Below are 4,199 nucleotides of genomic sequence, written 5' to 3' on the forward strand. Positions count from 1 at the left end.
GCTATCAGGTATCTTGAAGAAGGACGTGCCAAAGGAAAAGTGCTGGTAACTCTGGACGCTAATGGTTCGTAAACGGGATACTGAGGATAGCCGAGTTACTACTAACTATTGTATACCGACGCGAAAAATCCGAATCAGTCGGTCGAGTTATTCGGTCTCGGAAACGACGAGTACCTCGATATTGCCACCGTAGGGGTCGTCGATGTGGCCGCTGGCGTCGCGGAAGAGCGCCTGAAGATTCACACTGATTGTGTCGCCGTGAACGTCGGCATCTGTCTGAATCTTCTCGGACATGATGTGATGGTCTTCGCCATCGTATCCGATGTCAAAGCTCTTGATGGCCGTCTCTGCTGCGGTAACCGGTCCACGAACGCCGACATCCTTCGAGTCAGTGTACTCGTGTCCCGTCACGTCTGAGAACGAAAACTGGACTGTTTCTAGTTCGGTTGGCATTGGTGTAGCACCAGATAATAGATGTTGGCGAGGCTACAAATAGATTTATATTTTCTAACCATTTTAGGATGGAATAATTATTGGTGGGATTGTGTCTTGCGATTCCACGCAGCTGAGTTGAAATTCATGACTTTCAGTAACACACTTCTCCGACCGAAGTTGGTTTGGTCGTTGCAACGGTATTGTCTCTTGAACAACGCTCGCAACTGGTGGGATGACAGAGTGGACTAATGTGCCTGCTTGGAAAGCAGGTGGCCGAGAGGCCTCGTGGGTTCGAATCCCATTCCCACCGCTCTGCGTGTTGGTGAGAATCCTCGCATGTGTCGTGGGCAATGCCCGTGACAAGGGGTCCGAAGGCCCGCCACCCTCGACAGCGACGAACGAGAGGTCCTTCTCTCGAATGAGACGCGCAGTCAACTGTGAGCGCCATCGATATTCGATAACTGAGTGGGATCAGCAGGATGTACGGGTTCGTGTGTTACCGACTGTACTTCAGCTACTGCTTCGTCGATTCCGTTCGGCTCAGTCCACGCCGTCCGGTCGGTGGTGATGGTCATCGCCCTATTCTGAGTATCCCTCTTGAAGGAATGTCCCCTCAGTCTCGTACATCGAGAGGAGTTCGGCGATGAACTCCTCGTGCGATTCGTCTTCCTCTAAATGGCCGTCTAACCGCTCTTTGAGATCGTCACTAATCTCGAGTGTGTATGTCATATCGTCTCCCTCGGTTCCTCTATCATGTACTATCGCATGCGTCCTCGAAAAACGTTGTTAGTGATTACTATCTCCGTGAATTAACGGCTAGAACTGACATCCGTTGTGGATACACCGGAATATCAACTCTTTACGTTTCACCTTCTAAAGTCAGAAATCTTTTCTATTGTGTATGAATTTCATGGTATGTGAAAATTCATCCATTACAAACGTACCTGTGTAAATGGTAATTACCATTTATATTCGATTGACAGACGCAATTCACAGCCCACTGGTGTAGTTATCTCTGTTCCTTCGCAGTACTCTGCTTGAATAGCCCGGCCTAATCGATAGCACAGCGAAAAATCATGTGCCGAGAACTGATGTATGGTATCAGAGGTTAGATACTATTCGTAAAAACCGACCAGTCCTGCGTTGTGAATGTACCCGAAGGTCTCGTCAGATGGACTAAAGTTTCATATCCTGTGCTGCTAAATATGTGGATACGATGTACGATGATATTCTCATCCCCGTCGACGGGAGTGATGGCTCCGAGCGCGGTGTCGAGTACGGCCTCGATATCGCCCGGAAATATAAGGCAACTGTTCATACCCTCTACGTCATCGACCGGCGAACCTACGGTGACACACCTGCGCTCTCGAGTGACGAACTTTTCTTCGAGCAGATTGAGGACCACGGCGAAGAGGCACTTCAGGTAGTGGAAGAAAAAGCGGAAGACCTCGGTCTCGATGTCGTCTCTGTCTGTAAGCGGGGTATCCCGCACGAGGTCATTCTCGAGTACACGGAGGATGAGGACATCGACCTCATCGTGATGGGTCGGCATGGCCATTCGGAGTTCCAGGTACCACACATCGGGAGCTGTACGGACCGTGTGATTCGGCTCGCAAAAATCCCGGTACTCCCTGTCTAAGCGATTTTCACGTCGAAAAAACGATTAGTCGGTGCGGTCGGATGCCTGTTCAACCCACGCGGTCACTCGAGAAACCGGTACGTCGATGGTTGCGGCAATCTCCGATGGGTCGGCCGCAGCCAACCCAGACACCGACGTTATTCCCACCGAGGCAAGGCGCTCTGCGTATGTGGGACCAATACCGTCGATGGATTCGAGTTCTTCAGGGGCGGTTTCGTTCGCCTCTACCGCCTGTGGTTCGAGTTCTTCTTCGGTGGTCTCGTTCGACTCTACCACCTGTGGTTCAGGCTCTTCGGCGACAGTTTCGTTCGACGCTGCCGCCTGTGGTTTGAGTCCCTCATCGGGGGTCTCGTCCGTTTCTTCCGCCTGCGAGTCTGGTCTGGTCTCTTCCGTCTCTGAGTCAGGTGTCTCATCTGTTCCTGTCTCTGAACGTTCGGCGAACCAGTCACTCACGGCCGGCCAGAGGTCTCCGTGCGAGCGCGACGAGACGGAAAGCCCGATGTGGCCAGTCGCGCCTTCGATAACCTCCGTATCCTCGCTCGGAACGAGGTCGTTGAACGGTTTACTCGCCTCCGGTGGGATGAGGTGGTCGTACTCCCCGACAATCTGGAGGATGGGCATCTCGAGTCGTTCGAGGTCGACCTGCTTCCCGTCGAGCATGAGTTCGTTCTGAGCGAGCTTGTTCTGCTGGTAGACGTCCTCCAAGAACTGCTTGTAGGTCTCGCCCGCGACGTCGATACCGTCAGAGAGCCACTGCTCCATCCGAGAGAAGTTCTCTACGAAGGACTCGTTCTCGACGTTCTCGAACAACCGGACGTACTTGGTTACGAAGTTCTCGACAGGGTCCATCAGTGCGAAGCCCACGTCGAGGAACTCCGAAGGAACGTTTCCAAACGCATCGGTCACGGCCTTGGGTGAGTAGTACTGCTCGTCACCCCAGCGCTCGAGGACTCCGCCCGTGTCATCGAAGACGAGTCCCGCGGCCATCAGACCGAGGTTCCTGACCTTCTCGGGGAAGAGCGCAGCGTACATCACGCTCATCGTCCCGCCCATGCAGTACCCGAGAAGGTTAATCGAGTCCTGCCCCGAGCGGTCGCGAACGATGTCGACGCAGTTGTCGATGTACCGAGTCACGTAGTCATCGAGCGTGAGGTGGGTGTCGAGCCGTGACGGCTCGCCCCAATCGATGAGGTAGACGTCGAACCCTTGTTCGAGGAGCGTCTGAACGACACTCCGGTCGGGTTGGAGGTCGAGAATGTACGGCCGGTTAATGAGTGCGTACACGATGAGAATGGGCACATCGTACTGTGTCTCCGTCTTCGATTCGTAGTGGAGGAGTCTGAGTTTATTCTCCTTGTAGACGACTTCGTTTGGGGTTTTGCCGACCGATACCTCCGACACGGTTTCGGCACGGTCAGAGGCAGCGCTAGTCCGGTCGACGAGTTCCGCAGCTTGCTCCCACTGTCGGCGCTGCAAGTCCAAGGCGAAGGTTACTGGTGTCATCCCTCCACGTCCATCGCATCGAGGAGCCGGTCGAGCTTCGTCTCGACGGCGTGCTGTCTCCGTTCGAGTTCGACGAGGCGCTCTGCGACTTCGTCGATGTCTCCCTCTGTGGCGAACCCGAGCGTGCGCAGTGTCGACTGCGCGGCTTCGTCGACTTCCTGCTGCATTTCGAGTGCGTCTTCGACTGTCTGTCCGGTCGCGGCGGCGAACGCGGAGGTACCCATCACCTCCTTGAATGCCTCGTTCGCCGAGTTCAACCAGATATCGCGGAACTCGTTGGCAGATACATCCTCGCCCTCGAAGGCGTCGCTCGCTCGCTCGAACTGCTGTTCGGCGGCGTTCATCCACACCTCGTAGGCGCGAGCGTAGCCGTCGAGGCCCTCGCTTATCGTCTCCGTGGACATCTCGGGTGTCTCCTCAAGCGCGTCGAGCCACGACTCGACGAACTGTGTCTGTGCCTCGACGTTTCGTTCGAGTGCCGCAAGCATCGTCTCGTTCATCTCTGCTGCATACATCGTCCACTCGTCCCCTTTTTGTTGTGACATGGGCATATACTCTCGGGCGGGCTAAAATAGTTAACCGACAGACTACTCCGGCGTATCTGGTGTGACCTGTGCAGAGG

The 4,199-nt window shown here is 54.7% G+C and carries 5 protein-coding genes and 1 tRNA gene; 2 read left to right on the forward strand and 4 right to left on the reverse strand.

Annotated elements, in window-relative coordinates:
• Positions 1–147: 147 nt before the first annotated feature.
• Positions 148–453: a hypothetical protein gene (locus tag QT222_RS05285; protein ID WP_004056135.1), complete on the reverse strand. Its 306-nt coding sequence runs from the start codon at positions 451–453 to the stop codon at positions 148–150.
• Between the two features lie 208 nt (positions 454–661).
• Between QT222_RS05285 and QT222_RS05290 the strand changes: the two genes are divergently transcribed.
• A tRNA-Ser gene (locus QT222_RS05290) sits at positions 662–745 on the forward strand.
• A gap of 269 nt (positions 746–1,014) precedes the next feature.
• On the opposite strand, the gene QT222_RS05295 is transcribed toward QT222_RS05290, so the two are convergent.
• Positions 1,015–1,164 (reverse strand): DUF7557 family protein, encoded by a 150-nt coding sequence (locus QT222_RS05295; RefSeq protein ID WP_004056136.1) that lies wholly within the window; start codon positions 1,162–1,164, stop codon positions 1,015–1,017.
• Between the two features lie 487 nt (positions 1,165–1,651).
• On the opposite strand from QT222_RS05295, the gene QT222_RS05300 reads away from it, so the two are divergent.
• Entirely contained in the window at positions 1,652–2,074 is a 423-nt protein-coding gene (locus QT222_RS05300; RefSeq protein ID WP_004056137.1) for a universal stress protein, read from the forward strand.
• A 24-nt stretch (positions 2,075–2,098) separates the two neighbouring features.
• On the opposite strand, the gene phaC is transcribed toward QT222_RS05300, so the two are convergent.
• Both phaC and QT222_RS05310 read right to left on the reverse strand, forming a co-directional pair.
• Positions 2,099–3,577 (reverse strand): class III poly(R)-hydroxyalkanoic acid synthase subunit PhaC, encoded by a 1,479-nt coding sequence (gene phaC / locus QT222_RS05305; protein ID WP_004056138.1) that lies wholly within the window; start codon positions 3,575–3,577, stop codon positions 2,099–2,101.
• The gene (locus QT222_RS05310; protein WP_491476539.1) at positions 3,574–4,122 is read right to left on the reverse strand and encodes a poly(R)-hydroxyalkanoic acid synthase subunit PhaE; all 549 of its coding nucleotides are present in this window, start codon (positions 4,120–4,122) and stop codon (positions 3,574–3,576) included. The genes phaC and QT222_RS05310 overlap by 4 nt, the downstream gene beginning before the upstream one ends.
• Positions 4,123–4,199: the final 77 nt, after the last annotated feature.

The sequence above is a fragment of the Haloferax sp. s1 genome (assembly GCF_058382125.1).

Coding starts and splice junctions, on each gene's coding strand:
- QT222_RS05285 (WP_004056135.1), bottom strand. CDS start 453: ATGCCAACCGAACTAGAAACAGTCCAGTTTTCGTTCTCAGACGTGACG.
- QT222_RS05295 (WP_004056136.1), bottom strand. CDS start 1,164: ATGACATACACACTCGAGATTAGTGACGATCTCAAAGAGCGGTTAGAC.
- QT222_RS05300 (WP_004056137.1), top strand. CDS start 1,652: ATGTACGATGATATTCTCATCCCCGTCGACGGGAGTGATGGCTCCGAG.
- phaC (WP_004056138.1), bottom strand. CDS start 3,577: ATGACACCAGTAACCTTCGCCTTGGACTTGCAGCGCCGACAGTGGGAG.
- QT222_RS05310 (WP_491476539.1), bottom strand. CDS start 4,122: ATGTCACAACAAAAAGGGGACGAGTGGACGATGTATGCAGCAGAGATG.